23 protein-coding genes are annotated in these 22,498 nt (G+C 61.8%); all 23 read left to right on the forward strand.

Annotated features, from left to right (window positions below; translation table 11 throughout):
• The first annotated feature begins 3 nt into the window (after positions 1–3).
• Positions 4–453, forward strand: coding sequence for a flagellar export protein FliJ (gene fliJ, locus LUB09_RS02985; RefSeq protein WP_209983461.1), 450 nt, complete (start codon positions 4–6; stop codon positions 451–453).
• A gap of 101 nt (positions 454–554) precedes the next feature.
• Positions 555–860, forward strand: a complete 306-nt coding sequence (locus LUB09_RS02990) for an STAS domain-containing protein (protein ID WP_209983459.1) — start codon at positions 555–557, stop codon at positions 858–860.
• Positions 857–2,575, forward strand: coding sequence for an ATP-binding SpoIIE family protein phosphatase (locus tag LUB09_RS02995; protein ID WP_209983457.1), 1,719 nt, complete (start codon positions 857–859; stop codon positions 2,573–2,575). The genes LUB09_RS02990 and LUB09_RS02995 overlap by 4 nt, the downstream gene beginning before the upstream one ends.
• A 30-nt stretch (positions 2,576–2,605) precedes the next feature.
• On the forward strand, positions 2,606–2,944 hold the full coding sequence (locus LUB09_RS03000) for an Hpt domain-containing protein (protein WP_209983455.1): 339 nt from the start codon (positions 2,606–2,608) through the stop codon (positions 2,942–2,944).
• A gap of 407 nt (positions 2,945–3,351) precedes the next feature.
• Positions 3,352–4,710, forward strand: coding sequence for a flagellar hook-length control protein FliK (locus LUB09_RS03005; RefSeq protein ID WP_231421586.1), 1,359 nt, complete (start codon positions 3,352–3,354; stop codon positions 4,708–4,710).
• A gap of 206 nt (positions 4,711–4,916) precedes the next feature.
• Entirely contained in the window at positions 4,917–5,429 is a 513-nt protein-coding gene (gene fliL, locus LUB09_RS03010; protein ID WP_209983451.1) for a flagellar basal body-associated protein FliL, read from the forward strand.
• A gap of 9 nt (positions 5,430–5,438) precedes the next feature.
• Positions 5,439–6,407: a flagellar motor switch protein FliM gene (fliM, locus tag LUB09_RS03015; RefSeq protein ID WP_209983449.1), complete on the forward strand. Its 969-nt coding sequence runs from the start codon at positions 5,439–5,441 to the stop codon at positions 6,405–6,407.
• 43 nt (positions 6,408–6,450) lie between these two features.
• Positions 6,451–6,918, forward strand: coding sequence for a flagellar motor switch protein FliN (gene fliN, locus LUB09_RS03020; RefSeq protein ID WP_057008168.1), 468 nt, complete (start codon positions 6,451–6,453; stop codon positions 6,916–6,918).
• A gap of 1 nt (position 6,919) precedes the next feature.
• Positions 6,920–7,354 carry a flagellar biosynthetic protein FliO gene (gene fliO, locus LUB09_RS03025; protein ID WP_209983447.1) on the forward strand — a complete coding sequence of 145 codons (435 nt, stop codon included), beginning with the start codon at positions 6,920–6,922 and terminating at the stop codon, positions 7,352–7,354.
• On the forward strand, positions 7,354–8,097 hold the full coding sequence (fliP, locus tag LUB09_RS03030) for a flagellar type III secretion system pore protein FliP (RefSeq protein ID WP_003236875.1): 744 nt from the start codon (positions 7,354–7,356) through the stop codon (positions 8,095–8,097). Before fliO ends, fliP begins: the two co-directional genes overlap by 1 nt.
• Before the next feature lie 4 nt (positions 8,098–8,101).
• Entirely contained in the window at positions 8,102–8,371 is a 270-nt protein-coding gene (fliQ, locus tag LUB09_RS03035; RefSeq protein WP_209983445.1) for a flagellar biosynthesis protein FliQ, read from the forward strand.
• 4 nt (positions 8,372–8,375) lie between these two features.
• Positions 8,376–9,161 (forward strand): flagellar biosynthetic protein FliR, encoded by a 786-nt coding sequence (gene fliR / locus LUB09_RS03040; RefSeq protein WP_209983443.1) that lies wholly within the window; start codon positions 8,376–8,378, stop codon positions 9,159–9,161.
• Between the two features lie 3 nt (positions 9,162–9,164).
• Positions 9,165–10,301 (forward strand): flagellar biosynthesis protein FlhB, encoded by a 1,137-nt coding sequence (gene flhB, locus LUB09_RS03045; RefSeq protein WP_209983441.1) that lies wholly within the window; start codon positions 9,165–9,167, stop codon positions 10,299–10,301.
• A 636-nt stretch (positions 10,302–10,937) separates the two neighbouring features.
• Positions 10,938–13,052: a flagellar biosynthesis protein FlhA gene (gene flhA / locus LUB09_RS03050; RefSeq protein ID WP_245229258.1), complete on the forward strand. Its 2,115-nt coding sequence runs from the start codon at positions 10,938–10,940 to the stop codon at positions 13,050–13,052.
• A gap of 11 nt (positions 13,053–13,063) precedes the next feature.
• Positions 13,064–14,380, forward strand: a complete 1,317-nt coding sequence (gene flhF, locus LUB09_RS03055) for a flagellar biosynthesis protein FlhF (RefSeq protein ID WP_209983437.1) — start codon at positions 13,064–13,066, stop codon at positions 14,378–14,380.
• 105 nt (positions 14,381–14,485) lie between these two features.
• The gene (fleN, locus tag LUB09_RS03060; protein ID WP_003192912.1) at positions 14,486–15,319 is read left to right on the forward strand and encodes a flagellar synthesis regulator FleN; all 834 of its coding nucleotides are present in this window, start codon (positions 14,486–14,488) and stop codon (positions 15,317–15,319) included.
• A complete protein-coding gene (gene fliA / locus LUB09_RS03065) occupies positions 15,316–16,056 on the forward strand; it encodes an RNA polymerase sigma factor FliA (protein WP_057008163.1) in 741 nt (246 codons plus the stop codon). The genes fleN and fliA overlap by 4 nt, the downstream gene beginning before the upstream one ends.
• Positions 16,057–16,223: 167 nt before the next feature.
• A complete protein-coding gene (locus LUB09_RS03070) occupies positions 16,224–16,598 on the forward strand; it encodes a chemotaxis response regulator CheY (RefSeq protein WP_015885173.1) in 375 nt (124 codons plus the stop codon).
• A gap of 18 nt (positions 16,599–16,616) precedes the next feature.
• The gene (locus tag LUB09_RS03075) at positions 16,617–17,405 is read left to right on the forward strand and encodes a protein phosphatase CheZ (RefSeq protein ID WP_209983435.1); all 789 of its coding nucleotides are present in this window, start codon (positions 16,617–16,619) and stop codon (positions 17,403–17,405) included.
• 11 nt (positions 17,406–17,416) lie between these two features.
• Positions 17,417–19,651 carry a chemotaxis protein CheA gene (locus LUB09_RS03080; protein WP_231421587.1) on the forward strand — a complete coding sequence of 745 codons (2,235 nt, stop codon included), beginning with the start codon at positions 17,417–17,419 and terminating at the stop codon, positions 19,649–19,651.
• Between the two features lie 49 nt (positions 19,652–19,700).
• Positions 19,701–20,834 (forward strand): protein-glutamate methylesterase/protein-glutamine glutaminase, encoded by a 1,134-nt coding sequence (locus LUB09_RS03085; protein WP_209983431.1) that lies wholly within the window; start codon positions 19,701–19,703, stop codon positions 20,832–20,834.
• Positions 20,834–21,574 (forward strand): flagellar motor protein, encoded by a 741-nt coding sequence (locus tag LUB09_RS03090; RefSeq protein ID WP_003236851.1) that lies wholly within the window; start codon positions 20,834–20,836, stop codon positions 21,572–21,574. Before LUB09_RS03085 ends, LUB09_RS03090 begins: the two co-directional genes overlap by 1 nt.
• Before the next feature lie 15 nt (positions 21,575–21,589).
• Positions 21,590–22,477: a flagellar motor protein MotD gene (motD, locus tag LUB09_RS03095; protein ID WP_209983429.1), complete on the forward strand. Its 888-nt coding sequence runs from the start codon at positions 21,590–21,592 to the stop codon at positions 22,475–22,477.
• The last annotated feature ends 21 nt before the right edge of the window (positions 22,478–22,498 follow it).

Below are 22,498 nucleotides of genomic sequence, written 5' to 3' on the forward strand. Positions count from 1 at the left end.
GCCATGGCCAATTCGCGTTCTGCACGCCTTGCGCCGGTGGTGGAGATGGCCGAAAAGGCCGAAAAAGCCGCGGTGCAGCGCCTGGGTTATTTCCAGGGCCAGGTGCGTCTGGCCGAAAGCAAGCTGGGCGACCTTGAACGCTTTCGCAGCGAGTACCAGCAGCAGTGGATCGACCGTGGCAGCAAGGGCGTGTCCGGCCAGTGGCTGATGGGTTACCAGGGCTTTCTCAACCAGCTGGAAACCGCCGTCGGTCAGCAACGCCAGAGCCTGGCCTGGCACCAGAACAACCTCGACAAGGCGCGTGAAAGTTGGCAAGCCGCCTATGCCCGGGTCGAGGGTCTGCGCAAACTGGTGCAGCGCTACATCGACGAAGCGCGCGCGCTGGAAGACAAGCGTGAGCAGAAGCTGCTCGATGAGCTGTCGCAACGTCTTCCCCGCCAATCCCCGTTCTAAATAGGGGACAAACCCCTCCCGCGATTGATTTGCTGTGTTGCTCGGATTCCATTCAACTGCTAAACCTGTGTCACATTTACCCATGACAAGGAAGCAGTTAAATGTCGGTCGAAAAAAAAGTATCCATGGATGGGAAGACGTTGACGATTGCGATCAAGGGCCGCTTCGATTTCAGCAGCCACCAGGATTTTCGCAACGTCTATGAAGGCGTTTACCCCAAGCCCGAGACGGTGGTGGTGGACTTGAAGGAAACCACCTACATGGACAGCTCGGCGCTGGGCATGCTTCTGCTGCTGCGCGACCATGCGGGGGGCGACAAGGCCTATATCCGTGTGATCAACAGCAGTTCGGACGTGCGCAAGATCCTCGCCATCTCCAACTTCGACAAACTGTTCGATATCGAATGAGTGTCCAGGCCCCTGTCCTTGAGGCGCTGACGATTCTGATCGCCGAAGACAGCGCCGCCGACCTGCTGTTGCTGTCGACCATCGTGCGCCGTCAGGGCCATCAGGTGCTCACCGCCACCAATGGTGCTGAAGCGGTGCAGGTGTTTACCCGTGAACGCCCGCACCTGGTGTTGATGGACGCGCTGATGCCGGTGATGGATGGGTTCGAGGCTGCGCGGCGGATCAAGCAACTGGCGGGCGAAGCGCTGGTGCCGCTGATTTTCCTCACCTCCCTGCGCGAAAGCGAAGCCCTGGCCAAATGCCTGGACGCTGGCGGCGATGACTTTTTGGCCAAACCCTATAACCCGGTGATCCTCGCGGCCAAGATCAACGCCATGGACCGCCTGCGTCGCCTGCAGGCCACGGTGTTGCAGCAGCGCGACCTGATCGCCAAACACCATGAGTACCTGTTGCACGAGCAGCGGGTGGCCAAGGCGGTGTTCGACAAGGTGGCCCATTCCGGCTGCATCAACGCGGCGCCGAACATTCGCTATCTGCAATCGCCCTATGCATTGTTCAACGGCGACCTGCTGCTGGCGGCCTACACGCCGTCGGGTGACATGCATGTGCTGCTCGGCGACTTCACCGGTCATGGCCTGCCGGCGGCGGTGGGCGCCATGCCGCTGGCGGAAGTGTTCTATGGCATGACCGCCAAGGGCTACGGCCTGGCCCAGACCCTGCGCGAGATGAACGCCAAGCTCAAGCGCATCCTGCCGGCGGACATGTTCTGCTGCGCCACGCTGCTGTGCCTGAGCACCCAGCGGCGTGCGGTGGAGGTGTGGAATGGCGGCATGCCCGAGGGCTATGTGCACGAGGTCGCCACGGGCAAGCGCACGCCGTTGATGTCACGCCATTTACCCTTGGGCGTGCTGTCGGCGGAGCAGTTTGACGACCGCACCGAAGTCTGGCCGATGGCCCTGGGTGACCGCGTGTTTTTACTGTCCGACGGCGTGCTCGACACCGCCGATGCCAACGAACAATTATTTGGCGCCGAGCGCTTGCTGCAGGTGTTTGCCGCCAATCGCGAGCCAGACCGCCTGTTTGAAGACATCGAGCAGGCGCTGGCAGCGTTTCGCGGCCAGGTGCGCGATGACATCAGCATGGTGGAAATCACTCTGCAGGCCGGACAGTCGCTGCGCGCAACCGGTCCTTTGTACGCCGACAGCGGCCAGTCTTGCCCGCTGGACTGGTCGGTGAGCTTCGAGTTTCGCGCCGACACCCTCAAACGCTACAACCCGTTGCCCTATCTGCTGCAATTGCTGCTGGAAATCCACGGCCTGCGCGAGCAGAGCGGGGCGCTTTACAGCGTGATGGCCGAGCTGTATTCCAATGCCCTGGAACACGGCGTGCTGGGGCTGGACTCGCGGCTAAAGCGCGATGCCGAGGGGTTTGCGCAGTATTACCGCCTGCGCAACGAGCGACTGACACAACTGGACAGCGGGTTTGTGCGTGTGCATGTGCAGGTGGTGCCCACTGACACCGGCGGTACCCTGAGCTTGCGCGTCGAAGACAGTGGCCAGGGGTTTGACGTGGAGCAGGTACTGGCGCGGCCGCTGGATATCGACCGTCTGTCTGGCCGGGGGCTCAGCCTGGTACGCCAATTGTGCAGCGCTGTAGGCTGGTCTGATGGCGGGCGCAGTGTCTGCGTGGAGTTTTGCTGGGAGGCTCTGGCATAATCCGGCGATTCTTGATCAAGGAGCGAGCAAGTGGTTGATGTTCATATGGACCCGCAGGTGTTGGCGGGTTTGCAGGAGGTGATGGAGGGGGAGTATCCGCGCTTGCTGGATACCTTTTTGCTTGACTCCGAAGAGCGGGTGAAGGCGTTGCACATGGCGCGTGGTGATGCGCAGGCGTTGCGGCAGATTGCGCACAGTTTCAAGGGGAGCAGCGGGAATCTGGGCGCGGTGCGGTTGGCCTTGTTGTGTCAGCGGTTGGAAATGGCATCGGTGGGGGATCTTGGGACGTTGGTGGATCAGATTGACCGGGAGTTTGCTTTGGTTCGGGCGATGTATGAGGGAGAGCTTCGGCGGGTTTTTGTGGGGTGATTGGCGTTGCGCGCCCTACGGCGCGGATGGACCATCCCTGGCCCTGCGTGTTTGACGGGGCGCCCAGATCAAAAGCAAGAGCGCGAATGGTTTGTCGAACGCTGTACAAAATGTGGGAGGGGGCTTGCTCCCGATGGCTGAGTGTCAGTCAGCTTATGGGTAGCTGACCCACTGCCATCGGGAGCAAGCCCCCTCCCACATTTGGATTTCCATTTGTCTGATGGATATCACACGGCTTTGATCTGCTTTGCTTTGGCTGGGCGCCCGTCAACCACGCTGGCGGGCCAGGGATCGCGTAGTCATCACCCAAATAACGGATATGCACCCAAGCAAACCAACCTGGCCCAACTCTTGCTATATCTCCACAACTGCATCCCACGACCCCCATGCAGTTGGAGACCCTACTTATGCCAGTCGCCCCCAACTCCCTCCTTCAGGCTGCCCCTGCGGCCAAGCCTCAAGCGCCCGTCGCTCCTTCACCTTCAGTGACGGCGGACCCACGGGACAAAGGCCCTGGCTTCGCTCAAGTGTTCGCCAACCAGGCGCCCAAACCAGTCGCCAAGCCCGACGCCAGCCCGGCCAAACCCGCGCGGGACAAGCCCGCCGAGAGCCCGGCCAAGCCCGTTGCCGACAGCGACAAACCTGCCGCCAACACGCCGGCGGTTGCCGATAGCGGCAAACCCTTGCCTGCCACGCCGCCGGCCAAGTCCGACGACAGCGCCAGCAGCGACGACGACAAACCCACCGACGCGGCCCAGGCACAACAGCCAGCGGCCGATCCGGTGGTCGACCCGGCGCTGGTGGCCACGCTCACGCCGGTGGTGGCTGTGCCGGTGCCGCCGGAAACCCCGGCCCCGGTTGCCGCCAAGCCCGACAAGGCTGACAAGGCTGACAAGACGCAACCCGCAGTCGCTGCACCTGTCGCGGCAACCGATGCCGCCAAGCCTGCCTTCGACCCCGCCGCCGACCCGCTGGACGACATGCCCGCCGTGCGCCTGGCGATGGAGCAGGGCGGTCACGTGTCGGCCACCAGTCAGGCGCCGCAGAAGGGCGCACCGACCACCACCCAGGATCAGCCTAGCGCTGCGCAGACCTTCGCCGCCGGCATGGCCACCCTGGTGGACCAGCAAGCCGCCAAAGACAGCACCCATCAGGGCGGCGAGAAGGCGTTCGGTGCGCTGATCGATGACGGCCTCAAGGACCTGAAAAACGCCGGCAGCGATACACGGGTCGATAACTTCGCCGATCGCCTGGCCGCGCTGACCCAGGCTGCCACGCCGAAAACCGCCAATGCGCTGCCGCCGGTAGCCAACGCACCGCTGGCGATGCACCAGAGCGGCTGGACCGAAGAAGTGGTCAACCGCGTGATGTACCTCTCCAGTGCCAACCTCAAGTCGGCCGAGATCCAGCTGCAACCGGCCGAGCTCGGGCGCCTGGATATCAAGGTCAACATGACACCGGACCAGCAGGCCCAGGTGACGTTCATGAGCGGTCACGCTGTGGTGCGTGAAGCGCTGGAAAGCCAGTCCGGTCGGCTGCGCGAGATGTTCGCCCAGCAGGGCATGGGCCAGGTGGACGTGAACGTGTCCGACCAGTCCCGTGGCCAGGAGCAGCAACAGCAACAACAGAGCCAGATGCGCGGCGTGAGTGGCGGCGGGGGGCGGGGTGGCCGTGGCGATGTGGCTGAGCAGGCTGACGTGAGCGCCGCTGTCGCGCCCGTAACGACCAGCGTGATCGGCTCCAGCGCGGTCGATTACTACGCCTGATTTCGGCCATATGCCGCTTGAATGTGGGAGGAGGCTTGCTCCCGATAGCCGTGTGTCAGTCACTGTATGTGGCAATGACCCAACGCTGTCGGGAGCAAGCCCCCTCTCACAAGGCCATGTGCCTGTCTACTAGACAATTCTGGCATAACACTTGCTCTTGCCTTTCCGTAGATCTATGAATCCCCGAATAGTGACGGATTATTGGCATGGCGAAGAGCGAAGACGCAGCACAAGCACCCGAAGGCAAGGTCAAGGGCAAGGGCAAACTCAAGCTTATCCTGATGATTGTCCTGGGCCTGCTCCTGGCCATTGGTGCTTCGGTAGGCGGCACCTGGTACATCATGCACAGCAGTGCCAGCAAACCGGCCCCTGCCGCCGAGACCGCCACCAACGTCAAGCAACCGGCTATCTTCGAGCCGATGCTGCCGGCCTTTGTCGCCAACTACAATCAGAACGGCCGTCAACGCTACCTGCAGGTGAGCATGACGCTGCTGGCGCGTAACCAGGCGGACCTGGATGCACTCAAGGTGCATATGCCGGTGATCCGCAACAACCTGGTGATGCTGTTATCCGCACAGAGCTTCGACAGCCTGGTAACCCCGGTTGGCCAGGAAATGCTGCGCCAGAAAGTCACCGCCAGCGTGCAGGAAGTTTCTCAGAAGGAGCTCGGCAAAGTCGCCGTCGAGCAAGTGCTCTTCACCAATTTCGTATTGCAGTAGGATCACGACATGGCCGTGCAGGACCTGCTGTCCCAGGATGAAATCGATGCGCTGCTGCATGGCGTGGACGATGGTCTGGTACAGACCGAAATGGCTGCCGAGCCCGGCAGCGTCAAAAGTTATGACCTGACCAGCCAGGATCGCATCGTCCGTGGGCGCATGCCGACCCTGGAGATGATCAACGAACGTTTCGCCCGCTACACCCGCATCAGCATGTTCAACATGCTGCGCCGTTCGGCTGACGTGGCGGTGGGTGGCGTGCAGGTGATGAAGTTCGGCGAGTACGTGCACTCGCTGTACGTGCCCACCAGCCTCAACCTGGTCAAGATCAAGCCGTTGCGCGGCACTGCGCTGTTCATCCTCGACGCCAAGCTGGTGTTCAAGCTGGTGGACAACTTCTTCGGTGGCGACGGCCGTCACGCCAAGATCGAAGGCCGCGAATTCACCCCTACCGAATTGCGCGTGGTGCGCATGGTGCTGGAGCAGGCCTTCATCGACTTGAAGGAAGCCTGGCAGGCCGTTATGGAGGTCAATTTCGAGTACATCAACTCGGAAGTGAACCCGGCCATGGCCAACATCGTCGGGCCGAGCGAGGCCATTGTGGTGTCGACGTTTCACATCGAACTCGATGGCGGCGGCGGCGATCTGCACGTGACCATGCCGTACGCGATGATCGAACCGGTGCGCGAGATGCTCGACGCGGGCTTCCAGTCCGACGTGGACGACCAGGACGAACGCTGGGTCAAGGCCCTGCGCGAAGATTTGCTCGACGTCGACGTACCCCTGAGCGCCACCGTGGCCCGTCGCCAGTTGCGCCTGCGCGATATTCTGCACATGCAGCCCGGCGACGTGATTCCGGTCGAGCTGCCGGAAGAAATGATCATGCGCGCCAACGGCGTGCCGTCGTTCAAGGTCAAGCTCGGTTCCCACAAGGGCAACCTGGCGCTGCAGGTGATCGAGCCGATCAACCGGCGCTGATCCCCCCTCTTTTTATGAATGTTTGCTTCGCCGAGGACATGTAATGGCTACCGAACACGAAAACACTTCCGCCGAAGACCAGGCCCTGGCTGACGAATGGGCAGCGGCCCTGGAAGAAACCGGCGATGTCGGCCAGGACGATATCGACGCGCTGCTGGCCGCCGATGCCGCCACCGCGCCGGCCGGCAAGCGCCTGCCAATGGAAGAATTCGGCAGCGTGCCGAAGAACAATGACCCGGTGAGCCTCGACGGACCCAACCTGGACGTGATCCTCGACATTCCGGTGTCGATCTCCATGGAAGTGGGCAGCACCGAAATCAACATCCGCAACCTGCTGCAGCTCAACCAGGGCTCGGTGATCGAGCTGGACCGCCTGGCCGGTGAGCCGCTGGACGTGCTGGTCAACGGCACGCTGATCGCCCATGGCGAGGTGGTGGTGGTCAACGAAAAGTTCGGCATCCGCCTGACGGACGTGATCAGCCCGAGCGAACGCATCAAGAAGCTGCGCTGACATGAAGTATTCACTGGCGGGACTGTGTCTGGCGCTGCCATTGAGCGCCCTCGCGGCCGAACCCGTGGCGAAGGCGGCCGCGCCCGTGGTCGGCAGCAGTGTCGGCGGGCAACTGACCCAACTGGTGCTGGGGTTGCTGCTGGTGGTGGGGCTGATCTTTGTGCTGGCCTGGGTGATGCGCCGCATGCAGCGCATCGGCCCGGGCAATGGCCAGGTGATCGAGATGATCGGCGCACGTGCGCTCGGACCGCGTGACCGGCTGGTGCTGGTGCAGGTCGGTGGCGAACAGATTTTGCTGGGCATCACGCCGGGCCGCATCACCCCGCTGCACGTGCTCAAGAACCCGGTGAACGTGGACTCGTCCACGCCTGCCACGCCGGAATTCGCTCAGCGCCTGATGGAGTTGCTGGGCAAGGATCAGAAGGATAAGAAGTAATGCGCGTTTTATTGACGCTCATGCTGTTGCTGGTCGCGCCACTGGCGCTGGGCGCCGACCCGTTGTCGATCCCGGCGATCACCCTGGGCACCAACGCGGCCGGCGCGCAGGAATATTCGGTCAGCCTGCAGATTTTGCTGATCATGACCGCGCTGAGTTTTATCCCGGCGTTCGTCATGCTGATGACCAGCTTTACGCGGATCATTATTGTGTTCTCGATCCTGCGCCAGGCCCTGGGCCTGCAGCAGACGCCGTCGAACCAGATCCTCACCGGCATGGCGCTGTTCCTGACCATGTTCATCATGGCGCCGGTGTTCGACAAGGTGAACCAGCAGGCCCTGCAGCCTTATCTGGCCGAGACCATCACGCCTCAGGTCGCCATCGACAGGGCCCAGGGCCCGATCAAGGACTTCATGCTGTCGCAGACCCGCTCCAGCGACCTTGAGCTGTTCGTGCGCCTGTCCAAGCGCACCGACATTGCGACACCGGATCAGGCGCCGCTGACCATCCTGGTGCCGGCGTTCGTCACCTCGGAACTGAAGACCGCATTCCAGATCGGCTTCATGATCTTCATCCCGTTCCTGATCATCGACCTGGTGGTGGCGAGTGTGCTGATGGCCATGGGCATGATGATGCTGTCGCCGCTGATCATCTCGTTGCCGTTCAAGATCATGCTGTTTGTGCTGGTGGATGGCTGGGCGCTGATAATCGGCACTCTGGCCGGTAGTTTCGGAGGGGTATGAGGCCATGACGCCAGAAGTAGCGGTCGACCTGTTCCGTGATGCGTTGTGGCTGACCACCATGATGGTCGCCGTGCTGGTGGTGCCGAGCCTGTTGGTGGGCCTGCTGGTGGCGATGTTCCAGGCCGCGACCCAGATCAACGAACAGACCCTGAGCTTCCTGCCGCGCCTGCTGGTGATGCTGATCACGCTGATCGTCGCCGGCCCGTGGCTGGTGCAAACCTTCATGGAATACATTCTGCAGCTGTACGGCAGTATTCCGCAGTTGATCGGCTGAGCCCATGCAATCGCTGCTGGCGCTGACCGACACGCAGATCAGTACCTGGGTGGCCTCGTTCATCCTGCCGCTGTTTCGCGTCACAGCGATGCTGATGGCGATGCCGGTGTTCGGCACCACCCTGGTTCCCCGTCGTGTGCGACTGTACTTTGCGGTGGCCATCACGGTGGTGATCGTTCCCGGCTTGCCGCCGATGCCGCCGGTCAACGCACTCGACCTCAGCGCCTTGCTGCTGATCGCCGAGCAGGTGCTGATCGGCGCCATGCTGGGCTTTTCCCTGACCCTGTTCTTCCAGGCCTTCGTGGTCGCCGGGCAAATCATTTCGATCCAGATGGGCATGGGCTTCGCGTCCATGGTCGACCCTACCAACGGCGTCTCGGCGGCGGTGATCGGGCAGTTTTTGACGATGCTGGTGACCTTGCTGTTTCTGGCCATGAACGGCCATCTGGTGGCGTTCGAGGTGCTGACCGAAAGCTTCACCACCTTGCCGGTGGGCTCGGGGCTGGTGGTCAATCATTTCTGGGAAGTGGTGGGGCGCCTCGGCTGGGTGCTGGGCGCCTCGCTGTTGCTGGTGCTGCCGGCGATCACCGCATTGCTGGTGGTGAACATCGCGTTCGGCGTGATGACGCGTGCGGCGCCGCAGTTGAATATTTTCTCCATCGGCTTCCCGCTGACCCTGGTGATGGGCATGGTGATTTTCTGGGTCGGCCTGGCTGACATTCTCAATCAGTATCAACCGCTGGCGACCGACGCCCTGCAGTTTTTACGTGACCTGGCACGGGCGCGCTGAGCCATGGCCGAGAGCGAGAGTGGTCAGGACAAGACAGAAGACCCCACGGAGAAACGCAAAAAGGACTCCCGGGAAAAGGGCGAGATCGCCCGTTCCAAGGAGCTCAACACCGTCGCGACCATGATGGCCGGTTCTGGCGCCCTGTTGATCTATGGCGGCGGCCTGGCCCTGGATTTGCTGGAGTTGATGAAATACAACTTCAGCCTGCCGCGCGAGGTGCTGCTCAATCCCGATGCCATGGGCCAGTACCTGATGCACTCGGGCAAGATCGCGCTGTTGGCAGTGCAGCCGATCCTGATCACGTTGATGCTGGCCGCGCTGATTGGCCCGGTGGCCCTGGGCGGCTGGCTGTTCGCCGCCAGCAGCATGGCGCCCAAGTTCAGCCGCATGAACCCGGGGGCAGGGCTCAAGCGCATGTTTTCCGCCAAGGCGCTGGTGGAACTGCTCAAGGCCCTGGCCAAATTCATCCTGATTCTGTTCGTGGCGCTGGCGGTGTTGTCGTCCGATATCGACGACCTGCTGCGCATCGCCCACGAGCCGCTGGAGTCGGCGATCATTCACAGCTTGCAGTTGGTGGGCTGGAGCGCGCTGTGGATGTCCGCCGGGCTGATCATCATTGCGGCGGTGGACGCGCCCATTCAGCTGTGGGAGAGCCACAAGAAACTGCTGATGACCAAGCAGGAAGTGCGCGACGAACACAAGGACCAGGAAGGGCGGCCGGAGGTCAAGCAGCGCATCCGCCAGCTGCAGCGTGAAATGTCCCAGCGCAAGATGATGGCCTCGGTGCCCGACGCCGACGTGATCATCACCAACCCGACCCACTACGCCGTAGCGCTCAAATACGACCCGGAGAAAGGCGGCGCGCCAATGCTGCTGGCCAAGGGCAGCGACTTTACTGCGCTGAAAATCCGTGAAATTGCCGTGGCCAACGACATCCTGCTGCTGGAGTCGGCGGCGCTGGCGCGCTCGATCTTCTACTCCACCGACCTGGACCAGGAAATTCCCGCCGGCCTGTACCTGGCTGTGGCGCAGGTTCTGGCCTATGTCTACCAGATCCGCCAATACCGCGCGGGCAAGGGCAAACGGCCGGACCCGCTCAAGGACTTGCCGATTCCGCCGGAGCTGCGGCGCGATTCCTGAGGCTGCGTGGTTCCCACTGTGTCGCATTTTTACATCGCCACCACTCGTTATTGGGTTGCGTCTACCTGTCAACTTTGACAGTAGTCAGCAGCGCTTTTGCGCGGTTCCATTGCAGTAGAAACCGTACACAGGTTGTGAGCTATATACAGGGAGAGCGGTATTGAAGGTGTATAGAGGTACTGTCAAATCCTACGATCCGGTCAGGGCCGAGTGGGTGATTCCGGCGTTTCATTGGTTCGGTGACGTATTCGTAAACAAGAGTGATTGGGGGGGGATTGAGTTTTCGATTGGCCAGCAAATGGAATTCCAAATGATCCATCGACCCCAAGGTCTGTACGCGCTGCCGCCGATCGGATCAGCCACACCAAAACCTTGATGACGCAAGGCGCCAGCGGCGCACATCCAGTCTTTACACAAACCAGAATGTGGGAGGGGGCTTGCTCCCGATAGCGATGGATCAGTCACTCCAGCGGTGGACTGACCCACGACTATCGGAAGCATGCCCCCTTCCGTATTTTTGATCCTGTTGCCAAAACCAAAGTTGGACAGCTTCTTGCAATACCGCCTGCAAGTCGCCTCCTGGCGTCAAAAGTTTGCTTTACGTTACGAGGAATACCGGTGGTGGATCGCTCTCAAATGTTCGGCACGGCCCGTACGACCCTGACTGACCTTTCGCGGGGCAATCTGGGTGTGCCGTTGTTGTTGCTGGTGATGCTGGCAATGATGATGTTGCCGATGCCGCCGTTTCTGCTCGACGTGTTCTTCACCTTCAACATCGCGTTGTCCGTGGTCGTGTTGCTGGTGTGCGTATACGCGCTGCGGCCGCTGGATTTTGCCGTGTTCCCCACTATCCTGCTGGTGGCGACCCTGCTGCGGCTGGCGCTGAACGTTGCGTCCACCCGTGTGGTGATGCTGCACGGCCAGGACGGCCATGCCGCCGCCGGCAAGGTGATCCAGGCATTCGGTGAGGTGGTGATCGGCGGTAACTACGTGGTCGGTATCGTGGTGTTCGCGATCCTGATGATCATCAACTTCGTGGTCGTGACCAAAGGTGCCGGGCGTATTTCCGAGGTGAGCGCGCGCTTTACCCTCGACGCCATGCCCGGCAAACAGATGGCAATCGACGCCGACCTCAACGCCGGCCTCATCGACCAGAACCAGGCCAAGTCCCGCCGCCTGGAAGTGGCCCAGGAAGCCGAGTTCTACGGTTCCATGGACGGTGCGAGCAAATTTGTGCGTGGCGACGCCATCGCCGGCCTGCTGATTCTGTTCATCAACCTCATCGGCGGCATGGCCGTGGGTATCTTCCAGCACGGCATGACCTTCGGCGATGCCGGCAAGGTGTACGCCTTGCTGACCATCGGTGACGGTTTAGTGGCGCAATTGCCATCACTGTTGTTATCCACAGCAGCAGCCATCATGGTGACCCGTGCTTCGGGCTCCGAAGACATGGGCAAGCAGATCAGCCGGCAGATGTTTGCCTCGCCCAAGGCCCTGGCCGTGGCGGCGGGCATCATGGCGATCATGGGGATCGTGCCGGGCATGCCCCACGTGTCGTTCCTGACCATGGCGGCCCTGGCGGGTGGCGGTGCCTACCTGTTCTGGAAAAAACAGAACGCGGTCAAGGTGCAGGCCCTGCAAGAGGTGGCGCGCCAGCAGGAATTGCTGCCATCCCCGGCCCGCGCCCAGGAAACCAAGGAGCTGGGCTGGGATGACGTGACCCCGATCGACATGATCGGTCTGGAAGTCGGCTACCGCCTGATTCCTCTGGTGGACCGCAACCAGGGTGGCCAGTTGCTTGCGCGGATCAAGGGTGTGCGCAAGAAGTTGTCCCAGGACCTGGGCTTCCTGATGCCTACCGTGCACATCCGTGACAACCTCGACCTGGCCCCCAGCGCCTACCGCCTGACCCTGATGGGCGTGATTCTCGCCGAAGCCGAGATTTACCCGGACCGTGAGCTGGCGATCAACCCGGGCCAGGTGTTCGGCAGCCTCAACGGCATCACCGCCAAAGATCCGGCTTTTGGCCTGGACGCGGTGTGGATCGAAGTCAGCCAGCGCAGCCAGGCGCAATCGCTCGGTTACACCGTGGTGGACGCCAGCACCGTAGTTGCTACCCACCTCAACCAGATCCTCTACAAACACTCCCACGAGCTGATCGGCCACGAGGAAGTCCAGCAATTGATGGGGTTGCTGGCCAAGGCCTCGCCAAAACTCGCCGAAGAGCTGGTGCCGGGCGTGCTCTCGTTGTCGCAGCTGCTCAAGGTGCTGCAAGCGCTGCTGGCCGAACAGGTACCGGTACGCGACATTCGCAGCATTGCCGAGGCTATCGCCAACAACGCTGCCAAGAGTCAAGATACCGCCGCGCTGGTGGCTTCGGTGCGCGTCGGATTGTCCCGCGCAATCGTGCAAAGCATTGTAGGGCTTGACTCCGAGCTGCCTGTTATCACCCTGGAGCCAAGGTTGGAACAGATTTTGCTAAATAGTATTCAGAAGGCAGGATTAGGCCAGGAAGAGGGCGTTCTGCTGGAGCCAAGCATGGCTGAAAAACTGCAGCGTTCGTTGATCGACGCCGCACAGCGCCAGGAAATGCAAGGCCAACCGGTGATTTTGCTGGTGGCAGGCCCGGTCCGAGCGATGTTGTCGCGGTTTGGACGCCTGGCAGTACCGAATTTGCACGTGTTGGCTTACCAGGAAATTCCTGACAATAAGCAAGTGACTATCGTCGCGACAGTAGGGCCCAACGGCTGAGGTAGTGGGTTATGCAAGTGAAGCGTTTTTTCGCCGCCGATATGCGTCAGGCCATGAAACTGGTGCGTGATGAGCTGGGCGCCGATGCTGCCATTATCGGCAACCGCCGCATCGCCGGCGGTGTGGAGCTGACGGCTGCCCTGGATTACACCCCCCAGGCCCTGGCGCCACGCGTGCCGAACATGGAACTCGAAGACGAGCTGCGCAAAACCGCCTCGCGCATTGTGTCGGCCCAGGCCGAGCTGAGCATGCGCGGCGACAGCGACACCACCACCAATCGCCAGCTGTTCGCCGGCCTGCCGCTGACCGCTGCCGAGCCGCTGGTGGAGCCGACTTTCGTTGAGCCGCCGCGTCCTGCCGCACCGGCCCCGGCTGCCGCCGTCGACCAGCGCGTCTTCGATTCGATGCGCTTTGAACTCAACGGCCTGCGCGAACTGCTCGAAGTACAACTGGGCTCGCTGGCCTGGAACCAGTTGCAAGGCAGCAAGCCGCAACAGGCCAACCTGTGGCGTCGCCTGCAACGCATCGGCCTGTCCGGCCCGCTGTCGCGCGACCTGCTGGCGCTGACCGGCAACATCGAGGAGCCCCGTCAGGCTTGGCGCATGCTGTTGGCGCACCTGGCGCGGATGATCGCCACCCCGGAAATCGAACCCCTCGAAGAGGGCGGTGTGATCGCCATGGTCGGCCCTGCCGGCATGGGCAAAACCACCACCCTGGCCAAGCTGGCCGCCCGTTACGTGCTCAAGTACGGCGCCAACAACATCGCGCTGGTGAGCATGGACAGCTACCGTATCGGCGCCCAGGAACAGCTCAAGACCCTCGGCCGCATTCTCAATGTGCCGGTGACCCACGTCGACCCGGGCCAGTCCCTGGCCAACGCCCTCGACCCGCTGCTGCGCAAGCGCGTGGTGCTGATCGACACCGCCGGCCTGCAAGCCAGCGACCCGGCGTTGCGCATGCAGTTGGAAAGCCTGGCCGGCCGTGGGATCAAGTCGAAAAATTACCTGGTGCTTGCAACCACCAGCCAGAAACAGGTTCTTACCGCTGCGTATCACAGTTACAAGCGCTGCGGTCTGGCCGGCTGCATCCTCACCAAGCTCGACGAAACCGCGAGCCTGGGCGAAGTGCTGAGCCTGGCAATCAGTCATGAATTACCGGTCGCCTACCTGACCGACGGCCCGCGAATCCCGGATGATCTGCATCTGCCGCGTCGTCATCAGTTGGTCAGCCGTGCCGTGAGTGTGCAAATGCAAGACGAGCCTAGCGAGGAAGCGATGGCTGATATGTTCGCCGACCTTTACCACAACCCGGCAAAACGGGTCGGTTGAGGCAGGATGAACACCGTGAAATGTACCTACATCGATGGTCTGCAAGCGATTCAAGCGGCCAAGCCATGTAGCCTGCGTCTAAGCAAGACAAGGTAAAGAAATAAAATGGGCAGCATGCATCCCGTACAGGTGATCGCGGTGACCGGCGGCAAAGGTGGCGTCGGGAAAACTAACGTGTCAGTGAATTTGTCCCTGGCCCTGGCAGAGCTTGGCCGTCGCGTCATGCTGCTGGACGCTGACCTGGGCCTGGCGAACGTGGACGTTCTGCTGGGGCTGACCCCCAAACATACCCTTGCCGATGTGATCGAAGGGCGCTGTGAGCTGCGCGATGTGCTGCTGCAGGGGCCCGGCGGGATCCGCATCGTGCCGGCTGCCTCCGGCACCCAGAGCATGGTGCACCTGAGCCCGGCGCAGCATGCCGGCCTGATCCAGGCGTTCAGCGATATCGGCGACAACCTCGACGTACTGGTGATCGACACCGCCGCCGGCATCGGCGAGTCCGTGGTCAGCTTTGTGCGCGCCGCGCAGGAAGTGCTGCTGGTGGTGTGCGACGAGCCCACTTCGATCACCGACGCCTACGCCCTGATCAAACTGCTTAACCGTGACTACGGCATGAACCGCTTCCGCGTGCTGGCCAACATGGCCCAGAGCCCGCAGGAAGGGCGCAACCTGTTCGCCAAGCTGACCAAGGTCACGGATCGTTTTCTCGATGTCGCCCTGCAATACGTTGGCGCAGTTCCCTACGACGAATGCGTGCGCAAGGCTGTTCAAAAACAGCGTGCGGTCTACGAAGCATTCCCGCGTTCCAAGTGTGCGCTGGCATTCAAGGCGATTGCCCAGAAGGTCGATACCTGGCCGCTGCCCGCCAACCCGCGTGGGCATCTGGAGTTCTTCGTCGAGCGATTGGTGCATCAGACAAGCGCGGGTCCTGTGCTATGACATCCAGCGGCTACAACCTCTATAAAAAATCGGCACGCGACAGCCAGGGCGAATTGATCGAGCGCTATGCGCCGCTGGTCAAGCGCATTGCCTATCACCTGCTGGCGCGCCTTCCGGCCAGTGTGCAGGTCGAAGACCTGATCCAGGCCGGCATGATCGGCCTGCTCGAAGTGTCGACCAAGTACGACGCGAGCAAGGGCGCCAGTTTCGAGACGTATGCGGGTATTCGCATACGTGGCGCGATGCTCGATGAAGTGCGTAAAGGGGATTGGGCGCCGCGTTCGGTGCACCGCAATACGCGGATGGTCAGTGACGCAATTCGCTCAATTGAAGCAAAAACCGGTCGCGACGCTAAAGATCACGAAGTTGCGGCCGAACTCCAATTGAGTCTCGATGATTATTACGGGATTTTGAACGATACCTTGGGCAGCCGCCTGTTCAGTTTCGACGACCTGTTGCAGGACGGCGAACACGAAGGGCTGCACGAGGACGGCGCGAGTGCGCATATGGAACCGTCACGCGACCTGGAAGATGAACGTTTCCAGGGCGCACTGGCGGAAGCCATTGCCAACTTGCCGGAGCGTGAGCGCCTGGTCCTGGCGCTGTACTACGACGAAGAGCTGAACCTCAAGGAAATCGGTGAGGTCCTGGGGGTCAGCGAATCGCGTGTCAGCCAGTTGCATAGCCAGTGCGCAGCCCGTTTGCGGGGGCGTTTGGGAGAGTGGCGCGCGCGCTGACAGGCAGTGTGGGGACACTGCAGACGATACCGCGAGGGTCACGACCTTCGCGGGGTCGACCCGTGGTGGACCCGGCAGTCCTTTTTGTGTAACGCCCGTTGATTGAAATGGCGCGTCCAGGTGCTGGGCGCGTTTAAGACTGCTTGGAGGTCGAATTGGACAAGAACATGAAAATCCTCATCGTTGATGACTTCTCAACGATGCGGCGGATCATAAAAAACCTGTTGCGTGACCTTGGGTTCACAAACACGGTCGAGGCGGACGACGGCATTACGGCGATTCCGATCCTCAACAGCGGCAGCATCGACTTTCTGGTAACCGACTGGAACATGCCGGGCATGACTGGCATCGACTTGTTGCGCCATGTGCGCGCCGACGAAAAGCTGCGCAGCCTGCCTGTACTGATGGTGACCGCCGAAGCCAAGCGTGAACAGATTATCGAAGCCGCCCAGGCCGGGGTAAACGGTTACGTGGTCAAGCCATTCACTGCATTGGCGCTAAAAGAGAAGATCGAAAAAATCTTCGAACGCATCCACGGCTAATGCCATCGCGGGGGAGCTATGGAGCATAAAGAAACAACATTGGGCGATTTTGAGTCGACCCTGAAAAAACATGCTCACCAGTTGGTCGACAGCCTTGAAAAAGGTCATTTCGGCGACGCGGTGCAGTTGATCCATGAGCTTAACCAGACCCGTGACCGCGGCCTGTACCAGGAAGTGGGCAAGCTCACGCGCGAGCTGCACAGTGCGATCGTCAATTTCCAGATTGACCCGCACATGCCCCAGGCCGAAGAAATTTCGCAGATCACCGATGCCACCGAACGCCTGTCCTATGTGGTCAAGCTGACCGAAGCGGCGGCCAACCGCACCATGGACCTGGTGGAAAACGCCACGCCTCTGGTCAATGGCATGGCCACCGAGGCTCAAGCGCTTAGCCACGACTGGGGCCGCTTCATGCGTCGCGAAGTCGGTGCTGAAGAGTTTCGTGAACTGGCTCGTCGGGTCGACGGTTTTCTGTCGCGCAGCGAACAGGAAAACCGCACGGTGGCGAGCAACCTCAACGATATTTTGCTGGCCCAGGATTACCAGGACCTCACCGGTCAAGTGATCAAGCGCGTGACCCAACTGGTCACCGAAGTGGAAAGCAACCTGCTCAAACTGGTGCTCATGGCCGGGCAGGTCGATCGTTTTGCCGGCATCGAACATGACCGCGCGGCGATCCTCTCGGAAAAAGATCCACAAAAACATCTCGCCAAGGGTGAAGGTCCGCAGATTCATGCCGATAAACGTGAAGACGTTGTGTCAGGTCAGGATGATGTCGATGACCTGTTATCCAGTTTAGGCTTCTAAGGAGCACCCACATGAGCTTCGGCGCCGATGAAGAAATCCTTCAGGATTTCCTTGTAGAGGCCGGCGAAATTTTAGAGCAACTGTCCGAACAACTGGTCGAGCTGGAAAGCCGACCGGATGATGCGAACCTGCTCAATGCAATTTTTCGCGGTTTTCACACTGTAAAAGGGGGCGCCGGCTTCCTCCAGCTCCATGAGCTGGTTGAGTGCTGCCACATCGCCGAGAACGTGTTCGACATCCTGCGCAAGGGTGAACGGCAGGTCGACTCGGAGTTGATGGACGTGATTCTCGAAGCACTGGATGCGGTCAACGGCATGTTCAGCGAAGTGCGTGAACGTGCCCCGATCACCGCCGCCACTCCGGAACTGCTGGCCGCCCTGGCGCGCCTGGCAGAGCCGGCTGCCGAGGCGCCGGCCGTACAAGCTGCACCTGCGCCGGTGGCCGAGCCTGAGCCCGAGGCGGATGTCACCGACAGCGAGTTCGAACAGTTGCTCGATTCGCTCAACGCCGTGAAGGCCGAGGCCGAAGCACCGCAGACGCCACAGCCAGCGGTTGCTGCACCTGCCGCGCCAACCAGCGAAGACATCACCGACGCCGAGTTCGAATCGCTGCTCGACCAGTTGCATGGCAAGGGTCAGTTCGCTGCCGACGCCGTGGCACCGGTCGCCGCGCCGCCTGCAGCCGCAGCGAGCGCCAGCACCGATATCACCGATGACGAATTCGAAGCCTTGCTCGATCAACTGCACGGCAAGGGCACCTTTGCTGTCGATGCCTTGCCGGAAGTCGCCGCGACGGCGCCAGCCGCCGCCGCGCCAGCCGCTCCGGCAGCCAGCGCAGCACCGGCCGGCGACGGGTTGATCAGCGATCACGAATTCGAGGCGTTGCTCGACGAATTGCACGGCAAGGGCAAGTTCACCGAAGTGGCCCCGGCCGCAGCGGCGACTGCTGCGCCTGTGGCCGCCAAATCTGCACCTGCACCGGCCGCCGCTCCAGCCGCCAAGCCCGCACCGGCACCTGCCGCAGCACCTGCACGCGCCCCGGCTGCCGCCGTGGCCGAAAAGCCGGTCACCACCGAAGCCGAGACCACCGTACGGGTAGACACCGCGCGCCTGGACGACATCATGAACATGGTGGGCGAACTGGTGCTGGTGCGTAACCGCCTGGTGCGCCTGGGCCTGAGCAGTGGCGACGAAGCCATGCAAAAGGCCGTGTCGAACCTCGACGTGGTCACCGCCGACCTGCAGACCGCGGTGATGAAAACGCGCATGCAGCCGATCAAGAAAGTCTTTGGCCGCTTCCCGCGTCTGGTTCGCGACCTGGCACGCCAGCTCAAGAAAGAAATCAACCTGGAACTGGTGGGCGAAGAAACCGACCTCGACAAGAACCTCGTCGAGGCCCTGGCCGACCCGTTGGTCCACTTGGTGCGCAACGCCGTCGACCACGGCGTGGAAACCCCTGAAGAACGTGAAGCGGCGGGCAAGTCGCGCAACGGCAAGGTGATTCTGGCGGCCGAGCAGGAGGGCGATCATATCCTGCTGTCGATCACCGACGACGGCAAAGGGATGGACCCGGCAATCCTGCGCAATATCGCAGTCAAGCGTGGCGTGATGGACAAGGACGCCGCCGACCGCCTCACCGACACCGAGTGCTACAACCTGATCTTCGCTCCGGGCTTCTCGACCAAGACCGAGATTTCCGACGTGTCGGGCCGTGGCGTCGGCATGGACGTGGTAAAGACCAAGATCAGCCAGCTCAACGGCTCGATCAACATCTACTCGACCAAGGGCCAGGGCTCCAAGATCGTCATCAAGGTGCCGCTGACCCTGGCGATCATGCCGACCCTGATGGTGATGCTGGGCAACCAGGCGTTCGCCTTCCCGCTGGTCAACGTCAACGAGATCTTCCACCTCGACCTGTCGCGCACCAACGTGGTCGACGGCCAGGAAGTGGTGATCGTGCGCGACAAGGCCCTGCCGCTGTTCTACCTCAAGCGCTGGCTGGTGGCGTCGGCCAAGCATGAAGAACAACGTGAAGGCCACGTGGTGATCCTGTCCGTGGGCACCCAGCGCATCGGCTTTGTGGTCGATCAGTTGGTGGGCCAGGAAGAGGTGGTGATCAAACCATTGGGCAAAATGCTGCAGGGGACCCCGGGCATGTCGGGCGCGACCATCACCGGTGACGGTCGGATCGCGCTGATTCTCGATGTTCCGAGCATGCTCAAGCGTTACGCCGCACGGCGTATTTGATTTTGGTGGGGCTCAGGCGGTAACGCCCGCCCCACCTAACGGAGTGTTTATGGTAGTCAAGGTCCTGGTGGTGGACGATTCGGGTTTCTTCCGCCGCCGCGTCTCGGAAATTCTTTCCGCCGATCCAAGCATCCAGGTGGTCGGCACGGCCACCAACGGCAAAGAGGCGATTGACCAGGCAATTGCGTTGAAGCCGGACGTGATCACCATGGACTACGAGATGCCGATGATGGACGGCATCACGGCCGTGCGCCATATCATGCAACGCTGCCCCACCGCGGTATTGATGTTCTCCTCGCTGACCCACGAAGGCGCCCGAGTGACCCTCGACGCGCTGGACGCCGGCGCGGTGGATTTTTTGCCGAAGAATTTCGAAGACATCTCGCGCAACCCCGAGAAGGTCAAGCAGATGCTGTGCGAAAAGGTGCACAGCATTGCGCGCAGTAACCGTCGCAGCCTGTCCAGCGCACCTGCGCCGACACCGGCGGCCGCACCAGTTGCCCCAGCAGGTTCCTCGTTCAACCGCCCGGCACCTGCGCCGACGGCCCGGCCTGCATCCGCCGCACCGGCCCGTAACCCTGCGCCCGCCGCGCATGCGCATTCACCGGCGCCCAAGCGCAAGGCCTACAAGCTGGTCGCCATCGGCACCTCCACCGGCGGCCCGGTGGCCCTGCAACGGGTGTTGACCCAACTGCCGGCCAACTTCCCGGCGCCCATCGTGCTCATCCAGCACATGCCCGCTGCGTTCACCAAGGCATTCGCCGAGCGCCTGGACAAGCTGTGCCGCATCAGCGTCAAGGAAGCCGAGGATGGCGACATCCTGCGTCCTGGCCTGGCGCTGCTGGCCCCGGGTGGCAAGCAGATGATGGTGGACGGGCGTGGCGCGATCAAAATCCTGCCGGGCGATGAGCGCCTCAACTACAAGCCGTGCGTGGACATCACCTTTGGCTCCGCCGCCAAATCCTACGGCGACAAGGTTCTGGCGGTGGTGCTCACCGGCATGGGCGCCGACGGCCGTGAAGGCGCACGCCTGCTCAAGCAGGGCGGCAGCGCCATCTGGGCCCAGGACGAAGCCAGCTGCGTGATCTATGGCATGCCCATGGCCATCGTCAAAGCCGACCTCGCCGACGCCGTCTACAGCCTCGACGACATTGGCCGGCATCTGGTGGAGGCCTGTCTCTGATGGATGTGTTGAGCCTGATCGGCATCACCCTGGCCTTTGTCGCAATCATTGGCGGCAACTACCTGGAGGGCGGCCACCTTGGCGCCCTGGCCAACGGCCCGGCGGCGTTGATCGTGATCGGCGGCACCGTGGGCGCGGCTTTGCTGCAGGCGCCCTTGAGTTCGTTCAAGCGCGCCATGCAGATTCTGGTGTGGATCATTTTTCCGCCGCGTGTGGACCTGGCCGGCGGCGTCGACCGCGTGGTCAACTGGAGCCTCACTGCGCGCAAGGAAGGCTTGCTGGGTCTGGAAGGCGTGGCCGATGCCGAGCCCGACAGCTACGCACGCAAAGGTCTGCAACTGCTGGTTGACGGCGCCGAGCCGGAGGCGATCCGCAGCATCCTGGAAGTGGATTTCTACACCCAGGAAAGCCGCGATATCAACGCCGCCAAAGTTTTTGAAAGCATGGGCGGCTACGCGCCGACCATCGGCATCATCGGTGCGGTCATGGGCCTGATCCACGTGATGGGCAACCTCGCCGATCCGTCGCAACTGGGCAGCGGGATTGCCGTGGCGTTCGTCGCCACCATTTATGGTGTGGCCAGTGCCAATCTGGTGCTGCTGCCGGTGGCGAGCAAACTCAAGTCGATTGCCCTGCGCCAGTCCCGTTATCGCGAAATGTTGCTCGAAGGCATCCTGTCGATTGCCGAGGGCGAGAACCCGCGTTCCATCGAATTGAAGCTTCAGGGCTTCATGGATTGATGGGGGGAGTTGCCAGTGAGCCGTCGTCGCCGCGAGCCTGAAGAACACGTCAATCATGAACGCTGGCTGGTGTCCTATGCGGACTTCATCACCTTGCTGTTCGCGTTTTTCGTGGTGATGTATTCGATCTCGTCAGTCAACGAAGGCAAGTACAAAATCCTTTCCCAGGCGCTGGTGGGCGTGTTCAACGACACGGATCGTGCGCTCAAGCCAATTCCCATTGGCGACGAGCGGCCCAAGACCGTGACCCCGGCCAAGCCGCTGGTCAACGACAGCGACGAGACCGCTGCGGGCATAGGCGGTACCAGCGACCCGTTGAAAAGCATCGCGGATGACATCAGCGCAGCGTTCGGCGACCTGATCAGCTCCAACCAGATGACCGTGCGCGGCAATGAACTGTGGGTGGAAATCGAACTCAACTCCAGCCTGTTGTTCGCCAGTGCCGATGCCATACCCAGCGATCAGGCGTTCAACATCATCGACAAGGTGGCGGCGATCCTCAAGCCGTTTGACAACCCGATTCATGTGGAAGGCTTCACCGACAACCTGCCGATCAACACCGCGCAATACCCGACCAACTGGGAGCTGTCGTCGGCACGCGCGGCGAGCATCGTGCGCATGCTCGCCATGCAGGGTGTGAACCCCGGACGCCTGGCATCGGTGGGTTATGGCGAGTTCCAGCCGGTGGCCAACAATGCCACGGTGCAGGGCCGCGCGCGCAACCGCCGTGTGGTGCTGGTGGTATCACGCAACCTGGATGTACGCCGCAGCCTCACGGGCACCGGCACTGCAAATGCAACACCGGATGCCGCGTTGAAGCGCGCTGGCACACAAACTGCACCGCCAGCGGTTAAGCCGCCGGTTCGACAGGGCTCCGTCAATTCCCCGTCGCCGGCTCACTAATTTTATGCACTGTCTCGGTCG

Origin of the sequence: Pseudomonas sp. Leaf59, assembly GCF_920984685.1 — a bacterium.
Taxonomy (GTDB): Bacteria; Pseudomonadota; Gammaproteobacteria; order Pseudomonadales; family Pseudomonadaceae; genus Aquipseudomonas.